At 38.9% G+C, this 20,936-nt stretch carries 21 protein-coding genes; 2 read left to right on the top strand and 19 right to left on the bottom strand.

What is annotated here, in order from left to right; genetic code table 11:
* Positions 1 to 41: 41 nt before the first annotated feature.
* Positions 42 to 1,943, top strand: coding sequence for an RNA polymerase sigma factor RpoD (rpoD, locus tag AAZR93_RS12020; RefSeq protein WP_294349817.1), 1,902 nt, complete (start codon positions 42 to 44; stop codon positions 1,941 to 1,943).
* An 88-nt stretch (positions 1,944 to 2,031) separates the two neighbouring features.
* On the opposite strand, the gene AAZR93_RS12015 is transcribed toward rpoD, so the two are convergent.
* The 3 genes from AAZR93_RS12015 to AAZR93_RS12005 form a co-directional block, all read right to left on the bottom strand.
* Positions 2,032 to 3,492 (bottom strand): MFS transporter, encoded by a 1,461-nt coding sequence (locus AAZR93_RS12015; RefSeq protein ID WP_434719933.1) that lies wholly within the window; start codon positions 3,490 to 3,492, stop codon positions 2,032 to 2,034.
* Between the two features lie 152 nt (positions 3,493 to 3,644).
* Positions 3,645 to 4,043, bottom strand: coding sequence for a hypothetical protein (locus tag AAZR93_RS12010; RefSeq protein ID WP_434719932.1), 399 nt, complete (start codon positions 4,041 to 4,043; stop codon positions 3,645 to 3,647).
* Positions 4,033 to 5,376 carry an MFS transporter gene (locus AAZR93_RS12005; RefSeq protein ID WP_434719931.1) on the bottom strand — a complete coding sequence of 448 codons (1,344 nt, stop codon included), beginning with the start codon at positions 5,374 to 5,376 and terminating at the stop codon, positions 4,033 to 4,035. The genes AAZR93_RS12010 and AAZR93_RS12005 overlap by 11 nt, the downstream gene beginning before the upstream one ends.
* 97 nt (positions 5,377 to 5,473) lie before the next feature.
* On the opposite strand from AAZR93_RS12005, the gene AAZR93_RS12000 reads away from it, so the two are divergent.
* Positions 5,474 to 6,370 carry a LysR family transcriptional regulator gene (locus AAZR93_RS12000; RefSeq protein ID WP_434719930.1) on the top strand — a complete coding sequence of 299 codons (897 nt, stop codon included), beginning with the start codon at positions 5,474 to 5,476 and terminating at the stop codon, positions 6,368 to 6,370.
* Positions 6,371 to 6,420: 50 nt separating this feature from the next.
* On the opposite strand, the gene AAZR93_RS11995 is transcribed toward AAZR93_RS12000, so the two are convergent.
* The 16 genes from AAZR93_RS11995 to hypB form a co-directional block, all read right to left on the bottom strand.
* On the bottom strand, positions 6,421 to 7,716 hold the full coding sequence (locus tag AAZR93_RS11995) for an MFS transporter (RefSeq protein ID WP_294106714.1): 1,296 nt from the start codon (positions 7,714 to 7,716) through the stop codon (positions 6,421 to 6,423).
* Between the two features lie 84 nt (positions 7,717 to 7,800).
* Positions 7,801 to 8,265, bottom strand: a complete 465-nt coding sequence (locus AAZR93_RS11990; protein ID WP_434719929.1) for a RidA family protein — start codon at positions 8,263 to 8,265, stop codon at positions 7,801 to 7,803.
* A 9-nt stretch (positions 8,266 to 8,274) separates the two neighbouring features.
* Positions 8,275 to 9,435, bottom strand: coding sequence for a M20 family metallopeptidase (locus AAZR93_RS11985; RefSeq protein WP_294106711.1), 1,161 nt, complete (start codon positions 9,433 to 9,435; stop codon positions 8,275 to 8,277).
* A 15-nt stretch (positions 9,436 to 9,450) separates the two neighbouring features.
* Complete coding sequence (locus AAZR93_RS11980) at positions 9,451 to 10,518, bottom strand: alanine racemase (RefSeq protein ID WP_434719928.1); 1,068 nt, start codon at positions 10,516 to 10,518, stop codon at positions 9,451 to 9,453.
* An 11-nt stretch (positions 10,519 to 10,529) separates the two neighbouring features.
* Complete coding sequence (locus AAZR93_RS11975) at positions 10,530 to 11,189, bottom strand: helix-turn-helix transcriptional regulator (protein WP_294106707.1); 660 nt, start codon at positions 11,187 to 11,189, stop codon at positions 10,530 to 10,532.
* Positions 11,190 to 11,731: 542 nt separating this feature from the next.
* Positions 11,732 to 12,031, bottom strand: a complete 300-nt coding sequence (locus AAZR93_RS11970) for an HdeA/HdeB family chaperone (RefSeq protein WP_434719927.1) — start codon at positions 12,029 to 12,031, stop codon at positions 11,732 to 11,734.
* Positions 12,032 to 12,213: 182 nt separating this feature from the next.
* Positions 12,214 to 12,435, bottom strand: coding sequence for a HEAT repeat domain-containing protein (locus AAZR93_RS11965; RefSeq protein ID WP_294106703.1), 222 nt, complete (start codon positions 12,433 to 12,435; stop codon positions 12,214 to 12,216).
* Positions 12,436 to 12,641: 206 nt separating this feature from the next.
* Positions 12,642 to 13,232: an ATP-binding cassette domain-containing protein gene (locus AAZR93_RS11960; RefSeq protein ID WP_434719994.1), complete on the bottom strand. Its 591-nt coding sequence runs from the start codon at positions 13,230 to 13,232 to the stop codon at positions 12,642 to 12,644.
* Between the two features lie 14 nt (positions 13,233 to 13,246).
* Positions 13,247 to 14,023, bottom strand: coding sequence for an ATP-binding cassette domain-containing protein (locus tag AAZR93_RS11955; protein ID WP_294106701.1), 777 nt, complete (start codon positions 14,021 to 14,023; stop codon positions 13,247 to 13,249).
* On the bottom strand, positions 14,017 to 14,829 hold the full coding sequence (locus AAZR93_RS11950) for an ABC transporter permease (protein ID WP_336430380.1): 813 nt from the start codon (positions 14,827 to 14,829) through the stop codon (positions 14,017 to 14,019). Before AAZR93_RS11950 ends, AAZR93_RS11955 begins: the two co-directional genes overlap by 7 nt.
* Positions 14,826 to 15,794, bottom strand: coding sequence for an ABC transporter permease (locus AAZR93_RS11945; protein WP_434719926.1), 969 nt, complete (start codon positions 15,792 to 15,794; stop codon positions 14,826 to 14,828). Before AAZR93_RS11945 ends, AAZR93_RS11950 begins: the two co-directional genes overlap by 4 nt.
* Entirely contained in the window at positions 15,794 to 17,380 is a 1,587-nt protein-coding gene (locus AAZR93_RS11940; protein WP_434719925.1) for an ABC transporter substrate-binding protein, read from the bottom strand. The genes AAZR93_RS11945 and AAZR93_RS11940 overlap by 1 nt, the downstream gene beginning before the upstream one ends.
* A 39-nt stretch (positions 17,381 to 17,419) precedes the next feature.
* On the bottom strand, positions 17,420 to 18,445 hold the full coding sequence (gene hypE / locus AAZR93_RS11935; RefSeq protein WP_434719993.1) for a hydrogenase expression/formation protein HypE: 1,026 nt from the start codon (positions 18,443 to 18,445) through the stop codon (positions 17,420 to 17,422).
* An 8-nt stretch (positions 18,446 to 18,453) separates the two neighbouring features.
* Entirely contained in the window at positions 18,454 to 19,572 is a 1,119-nt protein-coding gene (gene hypD, locus AAZR93_RS11930; RefSeq protein WP_434719924.1) for a hydrogenase formation protein HypD, read from the bottom strand.
* Positions 19,556 to 19,852, bottom strand: coding sequence for a hydrogenase maturation factor HybG (gene hybG / locus AAZR93_RS11925; RefSeq protein ID WP_336431506.1), 297 nt, complete (start codon positions 19,850 to 19,852; stop codon positions 19,556 to 19,558). Before hybG ends, hypD begins: the two co-directional genes overlap by 17 nt.
* Positions 19,843 to 20,925 (bottom strand): hydrogenase nickel incorporation protein HypB, encoded by a 1,083-nt coding sequence (gene hypB / locus AAZR93_RS11920; protein WP_434719923.1) that lies wholly within the window; start codon positions 20,923 to 20,925, stop codon positions 19,843 to 19,845. The genes hybG and hypB overlap by 10 nt, the downstream gene beginning before the upstream one ends.
* Between the last annotated feature and the right edge of the window lie 11 nt (positions 20,926 to 20,936).

Genomic DNA, 20,936 nt, shown 5'->3' with positions numbered 1-20,936 from the left:
AGCAAACAATAAAAATTCCCTTTGTATGTTCTTGTTGGCCGATAGTTTCGCCGACCGACACCAATCTAAATACTCAGAAGTGTGGATACCGTCTTATGGAGCAAAACCCGCAGTCGCAGCTAAAGTTACTCGTAACCAAGGGTAAAGAGCAAGGTTATTTAACCTATGCTGAGGTCAACGACCATCTGCCGGAAGATATCGTCGATTCAGATCAAATTGAAGATATCATCCAGATGATTAATGACATGGGCATCCAGGTCATGGAAGAAGCACCTGATGCTGATGATTTAATTTTGGCTGAAAATACTTCCGATACTGATGAAGATGCAGCAGAAGCTGCTGCACAAGTGTTGTCCAGTGTTGAAAGTGAAATTGGCCGTACAACTGACCCTGTACGCATGTATATGCGTGAAATGGGTACAGTCGAACTCCTCACCCGTGAAGGTGAAATCGACATCGCAAAACGTATTGAAGATGGTATCAATCAGGTTCAGTGTTCTGTCGCTGAATACCCTGAGGCCATCACTTATCTACTTGAACAATACGACCGTGTTGAGGCAGGAGAAAGCCGTTTATCAGATTTGATTACAGGCTTTGTCGACCCAAATGCTGAAGAGGATTTCGCTCCGACCGCAACACATGTTGGCTCTGAATTACCAAAAGAAGAGCTTGACAAAGATGATAATGAAGATGAAGACGAGGAAGATGAGGAAGATAGCGAAGATGATAACAGCATCGATCCTGAATTAGCTCGTCAAAAGTTCTCTGATCTTCGTATTCAATATGAAAAAACACGTCAACATATCAAGCAATATGGCCGTAGTGATGCAAAAACAGCCGCAGCTATTCAAGAGTTGTCTGATGTTTTCAAAGAGTTCCGTTTAGTACCTAAGCAGTTTGACTATTTGGTCAACAATATGCGTGAAATGATGGATAGAGTGCGTTTGCAAGAACGTACCATCATGAAATTCTGTGTTGAACAATGCAAAATGCCTAAGAAAAATTTCATCACGTTATTTAGTGGTAATGAAACCAGCGAGACTTGGTTGACTGCTGCCAAAGCAATGAACAAGCCGTGGTCCGAAAAACTGCTAGAAGTTGAAGAAGAAATTTTACGTTGCTTACAGAGACTACGCCAAGTTGAAGAAGAAACGGGTCTAACGATTGAACAAGTCAAAGATATCAACCGTCGCATGTCTATCGGTGAAGCGAAAGCGCGCCGTGCGAAAAAAGAGATGGTTGAAGCAAACTTACGTCTGGTTATTTCGATTGCGAAAAAATACACCAACCGTGGCTTACAGTTCCTTGACTTGATTCAAGAAGGTAATATCGGCTTGATGAAAGCGGTTGATAAATTTGAATACCGCCGTGGTTATAAGTTCTCAACTTATGCAACTTGGTGGATACGTCAGGCTATCACTCGCTCCATTGCGGATCAGGCTCGCACAATTCGTATTCCGGTTCATATGATTGAAACTATCAATAAATTGAACCGTATCTCTCGCCAAATGCTGCAAGAAATGGGCCGTGAGCCATCGCCAGAGGAACTGGCTGAGCGCATGTTAATGCCTGAAGATAAAATTCGTAAAGTGCTGAAAATTGCTAAAGAACCTATCTCCATGGAAACACCAATTGGTGATGATGAAGATTCACACTTAGGCGATTTCATTGAAGATACGACTTTAGAATTACCTTTAGACTCTGCTACGTCAGAAAGCTTACGTTCAGCGACTCATGAAGTATTAGCAGGTTTAACTGCTCGTGAAGCGAAAGTGCTACGTATGCGCTTTGGTATCGATATGAACACTGACCACACCCTTGAGGAAGTGGGTAAACAGTTCGACGTTACCCGTGAACGTATTCGTCAGATTGAAGCGAAAGCATTGCGTAAATTGCGTCACCCAAGCCGCTCAGAAGTTCTGCGTAGCTTCCTTGACGAATAATTAATTCGCAAATTTACTCGTTGATATAAACACCTGCTTCGGCAGGTGTTTTTTTATTTACCATACTAAATCATAATGACTAACTGTATTATTGAACTATTTTGCGCCTTATCATTAAACTTAAGCTCGCCAAAATCACCACCGCCCCCCCCAACATCGCCACATTAAAACCCGAGGTAAAAGCACTATGAATGGTATTTTCAATTAGTATAGATGAAGTGATTGGTACGCCATTAATCATTTGCTCAAGCTCTTTCTCTGTAAATACGGCCGCTAATTGATTGTCGTTCAGTAGCCTATCCACCGCACGATGAGTCATCAATGTACCGAGTAATGCAATACCAAGTGTCATCCCTGTCTGCCTGAGCGCATTCATCACCGCAGAAGCAATGCCTGAGTAAGCTTTTTCTACGCTAGCCATTACAAGCGAGCTAATCGCTGGTGTTGCCATGCCCATTCCCGCCCCCAAGATAAAGAGCATTAGAGCTATAGGAATATAAGGCGTATCAAAATTAACCTGAGTTAACATCATTGACGCTATTGCTATTAAAACAAAGCCCATCATCATCAAATTTCTGACACTAAAAAATTTCGATAGCTTACCAAAGGAAAATGAAAAAAGTGCCATGGCAATAAACTCTGGCGCCATTCTAAGGCCCGCTTCCAACGCTCCCCACCCCTGTCCTTTTTGTAAGAAAAGTGCAATAAAAAAAACATTGCTGTAAGTCGCAAAACCTAGTGAAAATGAAGCCATATTGTATTGAAAGAAAAAGGTATTCTGCTTAAATAAAAATATGGGTAACAGTGGCTTAGCCACTTTTCCTTCAATAAAAATGAAACATAGTGATGCAATGACACCAAGCGTTAAACCACTTAATGTTAAATAATTTCCCCAGCCTTTATCTCCAGCTTCAATTAAAGCAAAAGTGATCCCTCCCAGTGCAAAGATGCTAAGTATTTGACCTATCGGATCAAAAGCGGCTTTATCAGGATCACTACTTTCCTTAATACCTAACCAACCTACAAGCAATGTAATACATCCTATCGGTATATTAATCAAAAATAGAGTTGTCCAATCCAAAGTATCGACTAAAAAGCCACCGAGTATCGGCCCTATAATTAATGACAGCGCACTCACTGCTGACCAAATACCAATAATTTTTATCCTTTCTATATCATTGGTGAAAGCTTGGGTAATAATTGATAATGCCCCCGGAATTAATGCTGCCGCCGCAATACCTTGAATTATCCGCCCACCTATAAGCGTAGATGACGTAGTTGAAAATGCGCATATTGCAGAACCGAGTGTAAAAATGGCAACACCAATCAACCACACTTTTTTTCTCCCATAGCGGTCGCTAATAGGACCCACAGATAAAATCAGCGCTGATAAGCACAATGCATACGAATCAATAATCCATTGCAATAATGACATATTCGCATTCAAATCTTGCCCTATTGCAGGTAAAGCGACATTCACAATGCTGATATCTAAGGTCGCCATAAAAGTACCCAGACAAACTGCAAAGATCAAAAAAATACGTTTCATATTATGTTGTCCATCTTAGTAGATGAATGGCATAATAATACTCGACCGACCGACGGTCAATCTCAGATGAGAATAAATATCATTTATTTTATCAGGAAAATAAAAACGGCTCATAAAAGCCGTTTATCGTTTATTGATAGATATTCTTTAGCTTATTTATTTAAAACTGGTGTTTCATGTAAATAAACCCAATCACATCGTTCAGATTCAACTTTAATACAGACAACCGATGTGCGAAGGGTATTGGTATTGTCAGTTTGTTGCTGCTCCTGATATTGAATCCAGCAATAGTTTTCAAGCTCATATAGAGGAGTGATATTTTGTAGCGTGATTTTTAGCGTTGGCTTTCCTCCTCTATTTTGGCTAAATAATGCGGTGACTTCAGCCAATCCAATACGCATACCGCTTATAGTGACCATCTTAAAATCATTATCGAAGCTCTCTAAAAGCTGATTTAAGCTTTCTTCTTTATTATTTCCGGTGAAAACATCTTCAATCAAAATATGTAAGTCAATCACACTTTGTAGTGCTTTATTCATTTTAGCGTTCATTGTTTTTTCCTCTTAAAACTGAAATTAATGATAATAGGCCGAGTATCGACGCGATAAAAAAGGTGTATTGATAGCGCATTAATTCAGTTGATGCTGAAGAAAGACTAAAAATGGATATCAAGACCACAGTGCCCACACTAAATGCGACTTGTCGGTTAATGTTCCAAAGAACACTGCCTTGTAATAAATCTTTATCAGCAAAATCGATTAATGAGCTTATTTGAGCGGTATTTGCACTGATCCCCCCACCCATTCCCATTAATAAATAGGCAAGAATAAGGGTGCTTAAATCTGTGGAACTCGACACTAGAAATAAAAGAAATATACCGACACTGTGTAAAAGAATACCAATAACAAATAGGCTTTTCTTTCCCATACGATGGTAAAGATATCCACCACTTATCATCGATACCAGCGCTCCAGCAGCATATATCAACATGAATAACCCTGTCTCGCCGGCATTAAAACCAAGATTTATCTGTAAATTAAAAATATTCAGCAAATTTACCCCAGTAAAAATACCGGGCACGGCGTAATAAACAATAAAAGCATTTCGCAAATTATAATTTTTTAACAATTGAAGATTAAGAATAGGCGCTTGGCATTTTTTGGCATATTGAATATAAAAAAACAGCATAGCACCCGAAAAAACAAAACTACTCAACGCCAAAATAAGACTGTGGTAGTCATTATAAAAAGAAAATGATAATAACAAACTTAATAAACTTAAGCTGACGATCAGCAAACCAAACATATCTGGTTTTTCTCTTTCTTGTCGTTCGCTATTTTTAATCCATCCCCACGCGAAAGAAGCCGCTAATAATGAAAAAGGCAAATTAGAATAAAAAACCCAACGCCACGATAATGAATCAATAATAATCCCACCAAGTGCAGGTGAAAAAGCTGGTGCTATTAGTGCGACTGTCATAATCATAGTGGAAATACGATGACGCTCATTTCCTGGGAATAATGCAAAAACTAATGCCTGTCCAACAGGTATTAGTAATCCCCCCGCCATTCCTTGAATAAAACGCCAGAAAATCAAACTATATATAGAATCACTCATACCGCAAAGCCAAACACTGATAGAAAATAGCAGCATTGAGTAACACATTAGTTTTTGATTACCGAGCCGACCCGCTAACCATAAGCTTATCGGCATAATCAGCACTAAACCCAAAATATACGCATTTGATACCCAAGCAACCATTGACTGGCTAGTTGAAAACGCCCCAGCAATGTCAGGCAGTGCAATAGCTGACATAAAAATATTAATACAATCAATAAAGAAGCCGATCAGAAACACTGTTGCGATTTTATATCGATAAGACATAACTACCTCCGGCGCAAAGAATAGGGTTTAGCCCTTTCTTTGTCGATGCAAGAGAAGTAAAATCATTGTTTAATATAAGCAAACAATTGAACAGATTATGCAAAAAAATCTCAAGCAGATAATGAGTTTTCTACAGGTCGTAGATTCGGGGTCATTTACCAAAGCAGCTGATATATTAGGTTTGAGCCGTTCAATGGTCAGTATTGATATTAAACAGTTAGAAACAGAGCTTAATGTGAGTTTATTGACGCGCAATACTCGTAATATTGCACTGACAGAGGTAGGAAAATACTTTTACGATGATTTCAAACGTATTCAGCTGCAAATTGATGAAGCTTTTGAAAGAAGCCAAAATTTAGGCACTAGTGTGACTGGTTTATTACGCTTTTCATCGACTAATGAATTTGGACAACGATTTATCTTGCCATTACTTCCGCAATTTTGCCGTCTTTATCCTAAGTTACGTCTACAATATTCATTTAATTCATCCCTTGATGACTTAGTCACTGAGAAACTAGATTTAGCAATAAGACTTGGTAACTTAAAAAACTCATCGCTTAAAACGCGTAAAATTGGCGATTATTCTATTTATCTCGTTGCAACACCTCAATTTATTGAAAAACATTCAATCAACAGTATTACTGATTTAGCTGATATTCCGTGGATCACTCACAGCTTATTAAATTGGCAAGATACACAATACTTTTTACAAAATAATAAAGGTGAAAAAATCCCTTTACCCATAATTAAAAGTCAGTATGAATCTAATTCTGCTGCCGTTATTCATCAAATGGTATTGTCTTCTTTAGGTGTTGCAATTTGCCCCGCTTGGTTAATTGGGGAAGATATTAAGCATAAACGGTTGACTCATTTATTCCCTGAACTCCACTTGCCTTCACAAAATATTCAATTGCTTTATCCAAATACCGTCGCATTACCTGCTAAAACACGTGCATTTATTGATTTTTTGGTTAGCCATCTTGCCATTAAATAAAACAGCCACCTAAACAAGATGGCTGTTTTAAAAAATATAGAGCTATACCACTAAATAGATTGCAACTTCATTTCTGCTGGATCTTTAATTGGCTCATTAACAAAGAAAAAATAAACCAGTGATGCTAGAAATGCGACAACAGCACAAACAACTAGTGCCAATGTAAATGAATGCGTTTTATCAACAATCATACCTGTAATAATAGGAGCAAAAGATCCACCAATGAATCCGCCAAAATTCTGAATACCACTCACCGAGGTAATCAAGCGTGAAGGTACTGATACTAAAATCAATCCCCAAGCCGAGGTACCTGCAAAGTGGATTGAGAATAATGCTAAACTAATACAAGCAACAGCTGACGCAGTACTTTCAGTATATGCTGCCGGCAATGTAAACATTGCTGCAAAAAGAAGCCCTAAACAAATCATCCATTTACGACTTTTCATTTTATCGGCACCGCGCTTAACAACCCAGTCAGCTACAACACCGTTAACTAACATTCCTAATGCACCGAACAAGAAAGGAATAGCCGCCACCCAACCTGTTTTTTCTAGACTCAATCCTCGAGAATTTTCAAGATAAGCAGGTAGCCATGTTAGATATAACCAAACCATATAACCAACACCATTAAAACCAATAATCATGCCCCATAAAGAACGCTGCTTAAATAAGGATGCCCATTCTTTAAATGTCACTTTATTTGTTGATGACGGTGGAGCACCATCATTTAAATAATTCAGCTCTTCTTCAGTTAAATCTAATTGTTCACGATTACGATAAAAAATAAACCAAAGAATAGAAAGGATAATCCCGCTAATACCAATAATAATAAACATGGTACGCCAACCAAATGCAAGCATCAAAGCAATAAGCAATGGAGGTGCTAATGCTTGTGCCAGCGTTGAGGACATGTTTACAATACCCATTGGTAATCCACGTTCACGAATATTGTACCAATCATTAACGACTTTTACGCCTGTTGGTAAATGTGGTGCTTCACCAACTCCTAAAACTACGCGAGCAATAACCAAGTGGGTAAATGAAGATAAAAAGCCCGTCACTGTCTGCGCAAGTGACCATAAAAATAAACCAAAGCCATAGATTTTTTTAACCCCAAAACGCTCCATTACCATACCTATCGGTAATTGACAAAGCGCATAACCGAAAGAGAAAACGGATAACAATAACCCCATTTGGGTTGCACTAAAACCAAGTTCTTTACTAATAGTAGAATTAGCTATTGAAAGTGAGGCTCTATCAAGAAAGTTAATAATGCCTGCTATCAATAAGAATGTCAGCGCAATAAATTGCCAACGCTTTAATCTTTTACTCGCGTGTAGTGACATAGTTAAGTACCTTTAAGACGTAATCGGACCCTGCGGAATTTAATAACATTCCGCAGATTTATATTTTTAATATATTTTCTTTTATTATTCAGGTTTAATTTTTATTATGAGTTCAATTTCAACTGGTGTATCAAAAGGTAAAGTATTGGTTCCTATTGCTGAACGCGCATGCTTTCCTTTTTCACCTAATATTTCGATTAAAAAATCAGATGCTCCATTCATCACATAGGGTTGATCTTTAAATTCAGTCGTACTTTGAACAAAGCCAAGTAACTTAATACATTCATCAATTCTATCTAAATCACCTAAATAATCTTTCAGTGAGGAGAATATATTAATAATGCATTGTTTGGCAGCTTCATGCCCTTGTTCTAGTGTGAGCTCTTTTCCTAACGAACCTTTATAAATTAAATTCCCATTTTTTTTACAATCGTGGCCTGATGTATAAATTAAATCACCACATTGTTTAATTGAAACATAAGAAAACTTAGGTTTCCCTGGCATTGCTAATATAATCCCTTTTTCTTTTAATTTTTGTTCAATAATCATTAACACATCCTATTTATTTAATATATCTTTTGCTAAGTCATAATATATTTCAGCTGCAAGATATAACTCTTTAATTTCAACAAATTCATCTTTAATATGAGCCTGAGCCAAACCACCCGGCCCCATAATCAATGTTGGGATATTACTCGTTACCGAAAAAAATGGTGCTTCACAAGTAGCTTCAAATATTTGTGGTTGCGCATCTCGTTTTGTAAATCGACTTACTGCATCAAGGGCTAATACTGTTAATTCATGATCTTTTGAAATATCAGATGCAGGTATAAATAAATAATTATCGAGTTCGTATTCAATTAATTCTTGCTCATTATAATCAGCAATTGCTTGGTGAATTTTTTGTTCTATTTCCTGCTGATTTTCGCCAGGTATTAACCTCCTATCAATCTCTATATCGCAATGTTGTGGAACAATATTTGGTGCAGTTCCCCCTTTAATTGTAGTAATAATCATTGAAGCATTACCTAATAATGGATGTTCAATCTCTTCAACTAAATAGCGATGATGTTCCAATGCTGGTAGTATTTTAGCCATTTTAGCAATGGCGCTATCTGGATAACGTGTTTTAGCTGCATGCCCTGCAGTACCTTTTGTACTTAAGTTATAACGACTGACACCTTTATGAGCAATACACACATCGAGTGAGGTTGGCTCACCAATTATTGCATAGTCGGCTGTAATTCCATCTTTAATATAGTGCAGCATGCCGAGATTAATTCGTTCTTCATCAACATTAAAAATTAATGTTAATTCACCCGAAAATTGATCTTTATTACGCGTTAATAACGTAGCAGCATACATCATTGCTGCTACCCCTGACTTCATATCAGCAGCTCCACGACCAAACACTTTGCCGTCTTTAATTACGGGGTCAAACGGCTCACTACTCCAGCCACAGCCACAAGGAACTACATCAATATGACCATTAAATAAAAGATGCTTTCCTTTACCTGTTCCCTTTAAATGCGCAATAACATTCGGTCGACCTGGTGCAACCTCTTGGAGTTCAACCTCTATATTTTCCCGCTTAAAGTAAGTATAAATAAACTCAGCAACTTGTTGTTCTTCACCTGGTGGGTTTTCAGATTTGTTTCTAATTAAGGCACAAAGAAGCTCTAGCAACTCATTTTGTTGCTTATTGTTTAATTGATACATTTTACTCTCCGATAATTAATATCGTGCGTTTGGTATTATAATATGATCTAATTCGTTATTATTTAATGCATAAATTTTATTAGTTAAATTTGGAATTACACAGCTATGATTTGGAATAATATTTAATATATCACCAATTTTTAATTCTATTGTCTCTGGATCGTAACGAAGATATCCATGCTCTTCATTAAGCTTAACAAGCTTAATATTAGGTTCCTCAACAATGTAGCCATATCCAGCTTCAGCAGATTGATCTGATGTTAATGTTTTCGTTCCTGCATCTACTGTTGCATATCCTTTAATAGGAATACTCACAACTGATGTTCTAATCGTTAAAGCACAATCTTTGGGAGTATAAATACCCGCATATATTGCATTCATATCACCAAAAATAAAATTACCTGCTCGAGACTCTGTTATGCCTTTTAATTCTTCAGCATAAAAAGATGATAATGTTGAACCTCCAGATGTTCTTTGTATATCAATACCTATTGCTCTCAGTCTTTGTGCACATAATAATAATAAATCAGCTTCTGCTTTAGCGGCTTTACGTATTTCTGGTTCTGTTGTATATTGATAAATTGTACCTGCATAAGTAAATACACCAATAATATTCAAGCCCGTATATTTTTTAATTTTTAATGCAAAACTCTCTAAATCTTCCAGCTGAATACCTTCACGATGCGCACCGTAGTCAATGGCAATATAAATATCAATAATAAGGTTTTCGTTCGTTGCAGCGTTAGATAGTTGTTCCGCTCCTTGTAAGCTATCAACTATTGTTCTTATATTGGCTAATTTAGCTAACTGTACAAATTGCTGGCATTTTTCTACTCCGACCATTGGATACGCCAAAAGAATATTATTAATTCCCCCTTTAGCCATTACAGTCGCTTCCTGTAATGTGGCACAAGTAATGCCTTTTGCGCCACATTCAATTTCAAACTTTGCTAATTCAATAGATTTATGTGTTTTAACATGAGGCCAATGTTCAATACCTTGTAGTGTTAATTTATTTGTCATTCCTCGGACATTTTTTTCTAGTTGCTGTAAATCTAAAGCAACATAAGGTGTTATTGGCATAAATTCCTCTTTTATTCATTATCATTGTCTTCCCCCTTTAATTCAGCTAAATATGTGTAAAGGGTATATTTAGATATATTCAAAAATTCACAAATTTTCTCACCCGATTTTTTTATTAAAAAAGCACCTCTGATATCAAAAAATTTAATAGCATCCATTTTATCTTTTTTAGTCATGTTAATGACGGGAACTTTTATCACTTGAATACATTCTTGAATAAGATGATCCAAAATTTCATTTACATCAGTTACGAAAACTTCTTTTACTGTGTCTTGCTCAATGCTATTTCGCTGAGTAATCCCTTGAATTGCCTTTTCTGCAGCAATAAACTCAGAAATATCTTGATTAATACATAAAGCACCTACTACTTTTCCTTCATCGTTACGCAAGTAAATCGATGTTGAGCGTAACATTTTGCCATCTTTAGTTTGGGTAAAATAATTATATTTATCCCCATCAACATCAGTACCACGCAAAACTTCAAGACCTAAATTACTGCTAGGGTCACCCACTTTACGTTTTGTCACATGGCCATTAATAATGGCAACAATACTACTTTCGAGCCCTTTACTGTGGTCATGCAACACCACCTCACAACTCTCACCAAATTGGCCTGCAACACCTTTCATTACAGCCAAAAACATTTCAAAATTGTCCTGAATAATCTTCATATTATACCAAACTTTTTTTTAGACTAACTGAATATTAGTTAGATTATTATAGGAGCTCAATCAAGACTTGACCATTTTGTGATCTATATCTTAATTATAGCTAACAAAAATTCTGCTTTACTTAAAAACAATGAAATCTAGCATTTTCAGTATAAATGCTAATTATATGATGATGAAAGAGTTTTTAAGGAAATTACTTTATTGTGAAATTAAAGAAGCGAATAGTTAATAACCAAACTTTTTGTTAGCTAACGCCTGAGCATATAGAATTTGAACTAAAGGATTAAAACTGTTTTTTCACTATTTTGAAAAAGCAGCTAAAAGTACATTGATTGGAAAGGATAAAGATTTTGAGGAAGAACAAAAAATATAGCAAACTAACTGGAAAAATTTAAGTTACAGACTCTCAAGAGCCAATAAAGTAAAACAAAAATTCTTATCATAAATAATCAGTCTTTGTATTATGCCCTACTATCTAGTGTTTGCTTTTGTACTAAACAAAAGCAAACATCTATTAAATTTACTTTAAAAATAATGCTTACTTATTTTTTTGACGCTAAATAATCTTGTAATGTGCCTTCAGGCTTTTTCTTACAGAATGCCACAATCTGAGGGGCTTCTGTGATACTTTGTTCAGTTAATGCGACATAATCACCGCCTTTAAACTGCGTTTCCTGATTAGTGACCCAGAGTGCTACAGGTGCCCAACTTTGTGGGTTCAAATTAATAAATTCCTGACAGGTCATTTTTTCAGGTGTGACACTACTCGTGTCAGCGGCCATAGCACTAAAAGAGAATGCTGCGGTCACAGCCAAAATACTAGAAATAAAAATTTTCTTCATTGAAAACCTCTTGTGTGAATCAATAATAAATAATTATCTGGCTGTTTATTTTTATCACAATATTATTAAGTTTAATATACTCTTTTTTTGATGATTAAAATAAAGCAAAACAATTTAACTCACTTTAAGATATTCAAATAAAGTCATTAACTCCCAATAATAAAAAACAATTTAAATAGGTATTATTTTTTAATAAAATACGATGATAGTTTACTTAATGATTTAATTGAAGATACAGCTACTTCTCTGTTCGGATCTTTACATAATTCAATCAATCGACTCACTGCATCTTGTTGCTCTAGCGTTGCCTCATAATCACCTAACGCTGATATTGCTTCGATCTTCACATCGTCATTACCCCGAAATGTCAATTCAAGTAGCGTTTTAATTATTTCTTCTTGCATATAATCACTTATTAATATCAATCTAGTAAAGACACAATATTATATTATATTAAGGGTAACATTTATGTATATTATGATATATAAACAGGGTGTTTATAATTAACTTACACTTAAAAGGTCTAACATTTGAAACATTCACCACACCTGATTATTTTAAGTGCATACTTAGTTTGGGTATAGAATAATGTTACAACCCTTTTATTACTCTAATTAGTTGTTATTACTGATGTACAGACTTTTTCGAGTAAAGATTTATTGTGGCTAAAAATAATCATCGCAAGGGGTCTCTCTTTGGATAATTTAATTAATTGCTGCCAAATATCCTGCTGCAAGTGTGAATCTAATTGCGCAGTCACTTCATCGGCAATTAATATTTTAGTTCGCGGATCAAGTGCTCTTAATAGCGCAATACGTGCGAGTTCACCACCAGAAAGCTCATTAGGACGTCTTTCTAGCCATTCAGATTTAATTGAAAATAATGCAAGCCATTGTGCATCGGGTTTCCATGCATCATGTAAACTATCGCCGACTTTACGGTAAGGATTAAAGCTCTTCTCAGGATGCTGGGGAACCAGCTGTATCGGACAATAGCCATGCTGAGCTAATGGTTTACCTTCAAATAGAATAGTCCCTTGGGAAAGCGGCTGCCATTGCGCTAGAACACGCCCTAATGTGGTTTTACCAAATCCACTAGGGGCAGAAATACCGAGCCGCTCATTATTCGATAATGAAATACAAAGGTTATCCCAAAGCCGGTGACCACCTTGTTCAATACATAAATTCTGAACCTCTAGCATGTTATTCGTTTTCATTATTTCATTGCCATAAACTGATGTTCAGGCAATGCATTCCATAGAGATTGCAGCCATTTTCCCCCACCGCCTTGCTTTAATTTTTGGCTACTTAAAATATCTTCTAAAGTGCCATTGCGTAGCAAAGCAATGCGATCCGCAAAACGAACAGCCATGGCTAAGTCGTGAGTAACCCACAAAATACCTCGTCCTTCACGGCACAGTGATTTCATATTTTCCAGAAGCAAAATAGCATGTTCATCATCTAACCAAGACGATATTTCATCCGCTAAAATATATTGTGCTTTTGATAATGTGGCACTAGATGCCAAAACACGCTTCGCCATTCCTCCAGATAATTTACTTGGATAGCTATTCACTAAATTTGCTTGCAAATTATACTGTTGCAAGTGCTGAGCCACATCATGCATTTTGATATGTTGTCCACTGAGCACTGCTGCACGCTCTAATTGAGGACCTATAGGGATGAGTGGATTTAATGCACTGACACCTTGCGGCACATAACACAAGGAGTTACCTCGATATAGTGGTTTCGTTTTTTCTGTTAATGCATTGCCATTCAACTCGATATTTCCATGACAACGCATATTATCAGGCAGTAATCCTAAAGCACTTTGTAAGAGGATACTTTTACCTTCGCCACTCCCTCCCACCAGCGCCACCATTTCACCGGGTAAGACATCCAATGAGATATCATTCAATAGAGGAGACCAACGCTTTTTGCTGAACCAGCCAAATTGTGCGACATCAACAGTCACATTATCAAACCTCAACATGCTCCCCCCCTTAACCACAGTTGTTGGGATGCCTTTGCAAACTGATCGAATAACAGCACTAAACCTATCAAAGCTAAACCGGGGAAGACCACCAGCCACCATGCGCCAGTGCTGAGGTAACGTAGTGCATCTGACAACAAAATACCTAACGAAGGCTCATGGGGCGATAAACCGAATCCAAGGAAACTTAAAGCGGCACTATGCAATACTGCATGTGGAAACATTAATAAAGTTCCTACCATCCATTGAGGCAAAATAGTGGGTAAGTAATGGTATCGGCAACGGTAAAAAGCACTATTTCCAATCCGTTTTGATAACATAATGTAGTCTGTTTGCTGCACACGAAGTAATTCCGAACGCAAAATTAACGTCAGTTTTGGCCAATGCGTCAATGCTACAGCCCAAATCACACCTACTTTCCCGCCACCTAAAGTGAAGCAAATTAAAACTAATAACAATAAATGTGGTAAAGCGAGCAAAGCATCAATAACCCCACGTACGAGGTAATCAGTGGTTTTATTTAATGATGATAGCGCAGCCATGACAAGTGCGATAAAACCACTGGAGATTGCGGCAGTTAACCCTATTTGTAAACTGGTTGCCAGTCCTTGAAAAGTTCTATCAAATAAATCGCGCCCTAAATTATCAGTACCAAAAAAGTGCGCAAAAGAAGGCGCTTGCCGACGGTCGAGTAAATTCATTTCAATATCAGTGTGTAACAAATTGAATGCATACAACGCCAATATGACAAGCAGCAACAGTGAAATAAATAATCGAATTAACGCGCGATTAGGATTATAGGTCATGATGCTCGGATCACTCCCTTATTCACTTTCCTCAAAATGATATCGGCGGCAGTATTACTGAAAAAAATCACCGCAGCGCAGAGTAAAACGATCCCCATTAAAAGTGGGATATCGCCTCGTAATCCCGCATCAATTGTGGCTTGCCCTAAACCGGGATAAGCAAATACTTTTTCAGCCAAAAGCGCCCCGCTGAGTAATTCCCCTACTGAGGCAAATTGTAAACAAATAGCAGGAGTAATTGCATGTTTTAAAACATGAAAACGCATCATTGCCCAGCCTTTATCTCCCTGAGCTTGCGCATAATGAATAAATTCACTGTTCATCACATCAGCAATTTTTGCACGTGTATGCAATGCAATCGTTCCCACCCCTAGCATCCCCAAAGCCATAACGGGTAAAACAAGGTGATGCAGTTTCTGTGAAAAAGTTGCGGTTTGCTCATCCAAACCTATCGGCCAAGCGCAGCAAATGGGCGCCCACTGTAATGACACAGCAAACAGTGATAAAAGCAATAAACCAATCCAAAAAACAGGGATAGAAGCTAATAAATAACAAAATAGTGAAATGAGTTTATCGGGCCAGCGATTTAAATGACGTCCGGCGATCACCCCCAACCCGAACCCCACTACGCCTGAAAATACCCATGCGCAGAACAATAATGTTAATGATGGCACTAACCTGTCGGAGATTACCTGTATAACAGGGGTGTTATACAGCATGGAGTATCCCATATCCCCTTGTAATATTTGCGAAAACCAACGCCAGAACTGCATCCACAATGGCTGATCAAGCCCCCAGCGAGCCGCAATCAGCGGATATTGCTCTGGGGGAACATGCATTAAATCATTACCAATATAGGCTTTGATCGGATCGATTGGCGAATAACTCAGCAGGATAAAAATACCTGCCGCAGTTACCGTCAATAAACAGATAAATCGAAAAAAAAGCCCAATTGCTGACCGCATTACTGACAGGTCCAAGCCCATTCATCAACATTATTTAATACAGACCAAGAACCGTGAATTTCTGGCGCACTCTTGCCAAGTTCAACACAATTATTCTGTAAATAAATATGCTGAACATTCATGAGCCAAGCCCATGCCGCATCACCTTGAATACCAGTACCGGTTTTACCGTCCCAATCTACTTTTTGCCACAAAGGTATCGCTGCGGTTTGGTCTGGTTGACGAAGCGCTTCTTCGATTAACTCATCGACAGCTGGATTTTTATAATAGCCTGCATTGTAGAAACCTACACCCGCCGCTTTACTGCTGTAGTTATGGACTAATTCCATTGGATCAAGGCTGCCCCAACCAAACAAGGTTGGATTTGAATGCATATAGCGCTCTACCGTTTCCCAACTACCTGATTTTAAATCCATCTCAATACCGATAGGTTTTAAACTAGCGCGAATAGCTTGAGCTAAATCTCGACGTGTGGTGTCACCGCTGGCATACCATAGGGTCAGTTTTGCCACTTTGCCGTTTTTCTCTCTCAGGCCATCTTTATTCATTTTCCAGCCAGCGTCTTCCAAAATTGCTTTGGCTTTTTCAAGATCACCATCTTTAAAACTCGATTTAGGGTTATTCCATGGAAGCCCCTCAACCCCAGTATAAGCAGGAATAGCAAAGCCTTCTAATACCGATTTAGCTAATAGCTTACGGTCAAGTGCATAGTTAATTGCCTTACGAATCGCGACATCTGAAGTAATATCGTTACCGATAGCGTTACCTTGTGCATCCTTTTCCCCCGCAGGAGGAATTGGGAAAGAAATCCCCCGATTTTCAACACTATAGCGCTCTGTTAGCTTCATATTAGCAACTTGACCTACACTGGTTGCTGCCACAGCAGGAATACGCACGATATCTAGTTGACCGCTAAGTGCCGCAGAAAATGCTGCGTCTTCATCAAGAAAAACAAATACCATTTTATCAAAACTATTTTTTGGCCCTGCATAGTACGGATTACGTTCTACAATTAGCTGTTGACCCGGTTGGAACGCCACTAAGCGATAAGGACCTGCACCGATAGGATTGTGCGCATAGGTTTTTGCATCATATTTATCAGCTGAAACAATACCTAACGAACCCAATACATTGATAAAGGTACTTTGTGGGGATGATAGAGTCATTTTTACCGTAAGAGAGTCAATCACTTCCGCTTTTGCGAAATTACCCATATCCACTTTACCGCCACTTGCTGCCGCATTGTTGTAAGTAAAAACAACATCTTTTGCGCCAAGCGGCGAACCATCAGAGAATTTTAAGCCATCTTTCAAGGTTAAAATCCACTCTTTACCATCATCATTATGTTTATAGCTTTCTAGCATATAGCTATGCCAAGACAAATCTGCATTTTGCTTTAATAGCGGACTATGAAGAAGTAAATAACTGCCATGACTCCAGCCCAACATTGGGTCAAAACCTTCTGTCGGTTCTGCGCCTATCGCTAAGCGTAAAGTTTGGCTATTTTGTAGATCGGCAGCCTGAGCTTGTAATGAAAGTCCTAAAAAGCAGGCCGCCTGCATCGCAACAATCAGTTTTTTTATCATAAATCCTTCTATAGTCCGTTTTAGTGCTTGTTTGAGTATCTAGCAAATACGAGGTAATGGTTCGCTATGCGGTAAATCCAACAGCCTTGATGCCCCAAAGATACCCACTAATTTGACTTGTTTGTTCTCAGTGACGCTGCCAATAACCGCTGCATTTACACCAAGCGGATGTTGCTGTAATGCGGCTAACACTTGTTTTTCAACTTCAGGTTTCACCACAATCACTAATTTGCCTTCATTCGCAAAATTAAGCGGTTCTAAACCTAACAATTCACATACACCACGAACCGCAGAAGATACGGGTAAATCCGCTTCTGTTATCGAGATACCGCAACCACTAGCATCAGCAAATTCATGTAAAATTGCGGTAACACCGCCACGCGTTGCATCCCGTAACGCCTTCACGCCCTCAATAGCACGCAGAGGTTCAATTAATGGAGCCAATACGGCACAATCGCTACTGAGTTCAGCTTCAAGTCCCAATTGTTCCCGTAAATTCAAAATGGTTGCCCCATGATCCCCTAAAGTCCCACTGACAATCACACTATCTCCCGGCTGAATTTGCTGCGTGCCCCACTGAATATTTGTCGGGATCACACCGATCCCTGCGGTATTGATAAAAACTTTATCTGCTGCGCCGCGTTGAACCACTTTTGTATCGCCAGTGACAATTTCAACGCCAGCTGCTGCTGCCGTTGCCGCCATTGATTCCACAATGGTATGCAAATCAGATAACGGAAATCCCTCTTCTAAAATAAAGCCACAAGAGAGGTATTTAGGGATAGCACCACTGACCGCGACGTCATTCACCGTACCGCATACAGCTAATTTACCAATATTTCCACCCGGAAAAAAAATAGGATCGATAACATAACTGTCAGTACTAAATGCGAGGCGATCTCCAAGGGCACTTAATTCAGGTAGAGATAAACGCGCCTGATCTTCCCGCTCATTCAAAGCACGGTTAGCGAAAGCCTGTAAAAATAGTTGTTCGATTAATTGCTGCATCGCCTGACCACCGCTTCCATGAGCCATGGTCACTACATCATTGGCAGTAAAGTTCATTTTATGGTTCATTGTTGTGGCTCCCGACGATATTGATAATACGCCGCACAAGCGCCTTCAGAAGAGACCATTAAGGCGCCGAATGCAGTCTGTGGCGTACAGCGTTTACCAAATAAAGCACAATCGATAGGTTTACATCGCCCAGTTAATACATCACCACAACGCGCTTGTGGATCATCAGCGACTTGGTACGGCTGAACGTGAAAACGACTCTCTGCATCAAAAGATTGATAATCCGCGGTTAATTGCACACCGGAACCGGCGATTTCGCCCAACCCACGCCATTCGCTGGATGCTTTCAATTCAAAAACATCGGCCAAAGCTTCCAATGCAAGGTGATTACCGTCTTCAGTCACAATACGTTTATATTGATTTTCAACCACACATCGACCATCTGCAATTTGATCCACCAACATGGCAAGAGCTTGCAAGATATCTAACGGCTCGAAACCTGTCACCACTAGTGGTTTATGAAACTCTTCGGTAATAAACGCATAAGGATGCGAGCCAATTACCATGCTGACGTGCCCCGGCGCCAGAAAACCATCAATACGCACATCTGGCTGCTCTAACAAACTACGAAGGGTGGGAATAATAGTAATATGTTGGCAAAATACGGAGAAATTTTTGAGGTTACGACGGCGAGCTTGCTGCAATGTAAGTGCCGTACTCGGCATTGTGGTTTCAAAACCGAGTCCAAAGAAAACCACTTCTCGATTAGGATTTTTTTCCGCAAGAGATAGCGCATCTAGTGGAGAATAGACAATTCGGACATCAGCCCCTAGACGTTTAGCATCCAATAATGAGCCATTTTTTCCGGGAACACGCATCGCATCCCCATAGGTACAAAAGATGACTTCAGGGTGCTTAGCAATATCGATACAACCATCAATACGCCCCATCGGCAGTACACAGACCGGACAGCCCGGTCCATGCACAAATTCAATCTCAGGGGGTAATAGTTGGTCAATGCCAAATTTAAAAATGGCATGGGTATGACCGCCACACACTTCCATTAGCTGTAATGGGCGTTGTTTCGCACGTGGTATTTGTGCAACACGCTGATTGATATGATTCAGTAGTACTTTAGCTAAGGCCGGATCACGAAACTCATCGACATACTGCATCTGCGGCTCCAGCGTTTAGCCCACTAAAATCATCGACTTCATGCTCTAACTGACTCATGGCCATTAAGGCATCTAGTGTGGATTGCGCTTCTTCTTCATTGATCACGCTCATCGCAAACCCTACATGCACCAATACCCACTGCCCCAATAAATCAGCAGTATCACCCTCGCAGATTAACCCGATATTCACTTCACGTTTAACACCACAAACGTCAACTTGTGCCAATTGATGAATATCTTCACCTACTGCAACAACTTTTCCTGGAATACCTAAGCACATAGCTGTTGCTCCAACCAAGCCAGCCATGCATCCATGCCTTCTCCCGTTGTGGCTGAGAGTTTGATCACTTGAATATCAGGGTTTACTCGTTTTGCATTAGCGATACAAGCATCAACATCAAAATGCAGGTAAGGCAGTAAATCGATTTTATTTAAAATCATGATATTTGCGGCAGCGAACATATGCGGATATTTAAGCGGCTTATCTTCCCCTTCAGTGACAGATAACACAGCAACTTTATGACGTTCACCTAAGTCAAAACTGGCAGGACAAACTAAATTACCCACATTTTCAATAAATAAAAGACTGTTATCTTCTAGATTTAAGCGAGCCGCCGCATCGTGCACCATTTGTGCGTCTAAATGGCAACCTTTACCGGTATTTACTTGGATAGCGGGCACACCCGTTTCACGAATACGCTGCGCATCATTAGTGGTTTGTTGGTCTCCCTCAACAACCGCACAATTGATTTTGTCACGTAAACGTAACAGCGTTTCAGTTAGCAAGGTAGTTTTCCCTGAACCGGGACTCGAAACTAGATTTAGCGCTAAAATATTTTTTTCGACGAATGCTTCGCGGTTATGCTCTGCAAGGTGGTTATTTTTGCCTAACACATCCATTTCAATTTGCAGCATGCGTTTTTGGCTCATACCAGGGGCATGAGTTCCGGCTTCACCGTGACCATAATCGAGATCATGATGTTCACCTGCGGGTATAAATGTTTTTTCTACATTTTCATAAACATGTTTATGTTTGTGCTTATGTTTTTGTTTCTTTGCTTTTTCATCAATTGAAGTCGGTTCATACTGATGATAATGGTTATGGACATCACCTTGATGATAATAGTGGTGATGAATAATCACGGTTTGACCCTCTTTTTCATGGTCATGGTCGTGATTATGGTTTTCATGATTATGGTCATGATGATCGTGATGGTGGTGGTCATGGCTATGTTCATGATGATCATGGTCATGACTGTGTTCGTGATGATCGTGGTGGTGATCGTGATGATGATTATGCTCATCACCTTCTATTCGACGCTCGCCTGTTGCACATCCACAAGTACTGCACATAAGATTCGCTC

The sequence above is a fragment of the Providencia sp. Je.9.19 genome, from assembly GCF_051129765.1.
Taxonomy (GTDB): domain Bacteria; phylum Pseudomonadota; class Gammaproteobacteria; order Enterobacterales; family Enterobacteriaceae; genus Providencia.
Note: the sequence above shows the minus strand (reverse complement) of the source record. Positions and strands in the feature narration are given on the sequence as shown.